The sequence below is a fragment of the Moorena sp. SIO4E2 genome, from assembly GCF_010671945.1.
Lineage (GTDB): Bacteria > Cyanobacteriota > Cyanobacteriia > Cyanobacteriales > Coleofasciculaceae > Moorena > Moorena producens.
The window spans coordinates 1-4202 of the sequence record NZ_JAAHIE010000585.1; the positions used below are offsets into that span (position 1 = coordinate 1).

Genomic DNA, 4202 nt, shown 5'->3' on the forward strand with positions numbered 1-4202 from the left:
TTCCTTTGTTGGGAGATAGCCGCAGGATTTTACTGTCTCCAGACGGCTACCTCAACCTGATCCCCTTTGAAGCTTTAGTAGATGAAGACGACCGGTATTTAGTAGAAAGCTATGGTTTTACTTACCTCACTTCCGGTAGGGATTTACTGAGATTATCCAATCCTAATCCCAAGCTCACCCAACCAGTACTTTTGGGAGCACCAGATTTTGATAATTCCGCTCAAACTACTGCCCTTGGGGAAGAAAACCAGATAGTAGCAACTCGCAGCTTACGTCAATTCAATCCTTCCGAGTTGAGCTTATCCCCTTTACCTGGTGCTCTTGAGGAAGTAAATGCGATCGCAAAGATGCTTGGTGTGGAGCCGTTATTAGGTGCTGAAGCTAATGAAGCAGCATTAAAACAAGTTACTCGTCCGATAATACTACATATTGCTACCCATGGTTTCTTCCAAGAAAGACCTGATTCGGAAGAGTTTACGTCAGGGGATAATGCCTTACTTAGCTCAGGGTTAGCATTAGCAGGAATTAACAACAACAAGCCAGACAATGATCTAGAAGATGGCATCTTCACAGCCTTAGAAGCAACGGGATTAAATTTATCAGGTACAAAGCTAGTGGTGTTATCAGCTTGTGATACTGGCTTAGGCAATATCAGTGCTGGGGAAGGAATCTATGGGTTGCGTCGAGCGTTGGTAATTGCCGGGTCAGAAAGCCAAGTCATTAGTTTGTGGGCAGTAAATGATCAGGTTACCAAGGATCTAATGGTGTCTTATTATCAAGGATTGCAGGATAACCAAGGGCGTTCTGAAGCTTTGCGAAGGATTCAGTTGCAAATGCTAGGAAGTCCAGAGTATCAGCATCCCATTTATTGGGCGAGTTTTATTCCTTCTGGCAATTGGCGCTCTATGGCTGGGGAGTAGGGAATCGGGAGTCGGGAGTAGGGAATCGGGAGTAGGGAGTCGGGAGTCGGGAGTAGGGGTAAGTATTGAGCAATCAGCTGTCAGCAGTCAGCTTGATGAATCCTGATAGCAATCTTAGTGGAACAGGCATCTTGCCTGTATCCTACCACAACCCTCAACCAAATAACCTTGGCCTTTGGCCACGCTACGCGAACAACCCTCAACCTGACAACCTTCAACCTTCAACCAAATAACCTTAAACCTTCAACCTCACAACATTAAACCTTCAACCATTCCCTACTCCCGCTCAACCCTACGATTCTTCACCGATAGGCTCACCTAAATCAAAAACAATCACGAAATTAGCATCAGGCATCAGCCGTTTCAGAGCTTGCATATGCCCCTCCGCATTAGAACGGTTGCGGAACCGACGAACAACAACCCGTTGCATCTTGGGCAACAGCCGAACGATCGCCCACGGATGTAGGCGATTTGCATAAGTCATAATAAATCAGGTCTTCTTTTATAGGGGATTCAAAGCCAGCCCGGTGACTGTGGTAAATCTTGAGGCTGGCTTTTGTCATGGAACATTGCTAGTGTTCATAACGTGATTTTATTATAACACAAAAATAAACTTATATTATAACATATTTTAGAATTTTTGTTACAATTTTTTTAGGGAGCAGGGAATCGGGAGTCGGGAGTCGGGAAGAACGGGAAATGGGGAGAATTATCCCAGCTGCGATGAATGCTTACAAGATTTAATCAATTAAATCAGAATTATTGTTAATACAAAAAACTGTAATTATTGTTACTGTAATTATTGTATTGACGCAGTATTTGGTTGAGTAAAAAATCAAGAAGATATATGGATTATTAATGACTTAATTGATTATGCAGTTTTGTATTTAAAATGTCTATTATTAAACTAAAAAAAGTTAACTTAGTCATATTTTGACTATTTAATATTGCCTCTTGCCTTTTGCCTCTTGCCTTTTGCCTTGCTAAAAAACATGTTCCATGGGTTTTAGCTTACCCATTACCAACCCCTGACAAAATAAATGCTCCCTGGCATGATAATATTAATAAAAATACTGGTATTATTGTGTTGAAATCCTTGACTCTATCTGTTTTCGTGATCGCCAAGAGCCAAGGAGGTCTAGATATTATCCTGAACCCCTTTGAGCTTTATACCTTACCCCTCCAGCAGTGGATTACTGCTGCAGTGAATTTCCTGGTTGACAATTTTCGTCCTTTCTTTCAAGGGATTAGTCTACCGATTAGCATCACCCTGGAGAGTATAGAATGGCTGTTGCTATCGATTCCTCCATTAATTTTACTGATTCTGATTGCCTTGATAGCATGGCAACTGGCTGGTGGCAGAATTGCGATTTATAGTGTTGCTGCTTTGAGCTTGATTGGCTTTTTGGGAGCCTGGACCCAAGCCATGGTATCTCTTTCCCTAGTGGTGACCGCTGTAGTGTTTTGCATGGTGATAGGCATCACCTTCGGTATTGCCTGTGCCAGTAGCGATCGCATTGAGAAAGTGCTGCGACCCCTGCTTGATGCCATGCAAACCCTACCGTCCTTCGTCTATCTTGTCCCAGTAGTGATGTTGTTTGGGATTGGTGCAGTGCCTGGAGTAATGGCAACCTGTGTCTTTGCCATACCCCCCCTGATTCGGTTGACTAACCTAGGGATTCGGCAAGTGTCTACAGAAGTTGTCGAAGCTGCGATCGCATTTGGCTCAACCCCGACACAAATGTTATTTGAAGTCCAAATTCCCCTAGCCATGCCAACTATTTTAGCTGGAGTCAACCAAGCCATCCTCTTAGCGTTATCCATGTCAGTGGTAACCTCCATGATTGGTGTAGGAGGACTTGGACAGATGGTATTGCAAGGACTAGGTCGGGTGAATGTGGGACTAGCTGCTGTCGGAGGATTAAGCATCGTTCTAATCGCAGTAATGCTGGATCGGATCACTCAGATAGTCAGTCAAGGCAACAACCAAATCCCTTGGTTGAAACGAGGACCAATTGGTTTGGTGCGCTCTTCCACAGGTCAACAACTGGCTTGGGCTACTGTTGGAGCAACCATTTTACTGGCACTCCTGGGTTTTATGACTTGGCAACAACCCTCCCAAGCCCAAGTAAGCACAGACTCTACTTTAGCCATGCCTGGTAAAGGCGTCAGCGTACAATCGGTCTATAGCAGCTTGCAAGAAGAACAATTCCAAACCGAAATTGTCAACATCGGTCTGGAAAAACTTGGTTACACCATCAAACAGCCAAAACAAATTGAATACGTCACCGCTTACCTGGCTTTGGGCAACGGCGACCTAGATTACACTGCTGTCAATTGGGACATCGGTCATAGACCCTTTGTTGAAAAAAGTGGTGGTGAACAGAAGTTAGAACGACTCGGAGTAATTACCTCTGATCTCTGGCAAGGTTATCAGATTGATAAAAAAACTGCTGATAAATACAACATCACTAGCCTAGAGCAACTCAAAGACCCAAAAATCGCTAAACTCTTTGACTCAGATGGTGATGGTAAAGCCAATTTGATTGGCTGTAATTCCGGTTGGTTTTGTGAAATTATGATTGAGCATCATCTTAAAGCTTACGGACTCGAAGATACCGTTGAGCAAGACCAAGGAACCTACTCAGCCTTAATTGTAGATGCTATTACTCGCTACAACCAAGGACAACCAATCCTCTACTACACTTGGACACCAATGTGGATGGCAGCAGTGTTAAAACCAGATCAAGATGTTGTCTGGCTAGAAGTTCCCTTCACTGATCTACCAGAATCACAAAAAGACTTGACCGCAAAAGATACTTCAGTAAATGGTAAAAATCTGGGATTTGCTATCGATCGGATCCGAATCGTAGCTAATAAGAAATTTGTATCTGCTAACCCAGCCGCCAAGCGCTTGTTTGAATTGATTCATATTCCCGTTCAGGATATCAATGCCCAAAATGAATTACTCAACCAGGGTGAAGATAGCTCAAAAGATATCCGTCACCATGCCGAAGAATGGATTGAAAACCATCAAGACCTGTTTGATAGCTGGGTCGAAGACGCTAGAAATGTTTAATAAGCAGTCAGCCGTCAGCCATCAGCTGTCAGCTGTCAGCAGTCAGCAGTCAGCAGTCAGCCATCAGCAGTCAGCAGTCAGCCATCAGCAGTCAGCTGTCAGCCATTCCCGTAGGGTGGCCAAGGCTCAAGCTGCTTGAGGTGCTTTCCATCAACCCAACCGACTAATGCTAGGTGATTGGGATATCGGCACCAAATAATATT

General features: G+C 43.9%; 4 protein-coding genes. 3 read left to right on the forward strand and 1 reads right to left on the reverse strand.

Annotation, left to right across the window (positions count from 1 at the left end):
* On the forward strand, nt 1–920 hold a 920-nt coding region (locus tag F6K37_RS33510; protein WP_287255031.1), incomplete at its 5' end, for a CHAT domain-containing protein.
* A 95-nt stretch (nt 921–1015) separates the two neighbouring features.
* Nucleotides 1016–1153, forward strand: coding sequence for a hypothetical protein (locus tag F6K37_RS33515; RefSeq protein ID WP_287255033.1), 138 nt, complete (start codon nt 1016–1018; stop codon nt 1151–1153).
* Between the two features lie 59 nt (nt 1154–1212).
* Here the strand turns inward: F6K37_RS33515 and F6K37_RS33520 are convergent, their stop codons facing one another.
* Nucleotides 1213–1404, reverse strand: coding sequence for a hypothetical protein (locus F6K37_RS33520; protein ID WP_287255036.1), 192 nt, complete (start codon nt 1402–1404; stop codon nt 1213–1215).
* Between the two features lie 477 nt (nt 1405–1881).
* Between F6K37_RS33520 and proX the strand changes: the two genes are divergently transcribed.
* Nucleotides 1882–3999 (forward strand): glycine betaine/L-proline ABC transporter substrate-binding protein ProX, encoded by a 2118-nt coding sequence (proX, locus tag F6K37_RS33525; protein ID WP_287255038.1) that lies wholly within the window; start codon nt 1882–1884, stop codon nt 3997–3999.
* The last annotated feature ends 203 nt before the right edge of the window (nt 4000–4202 follow it).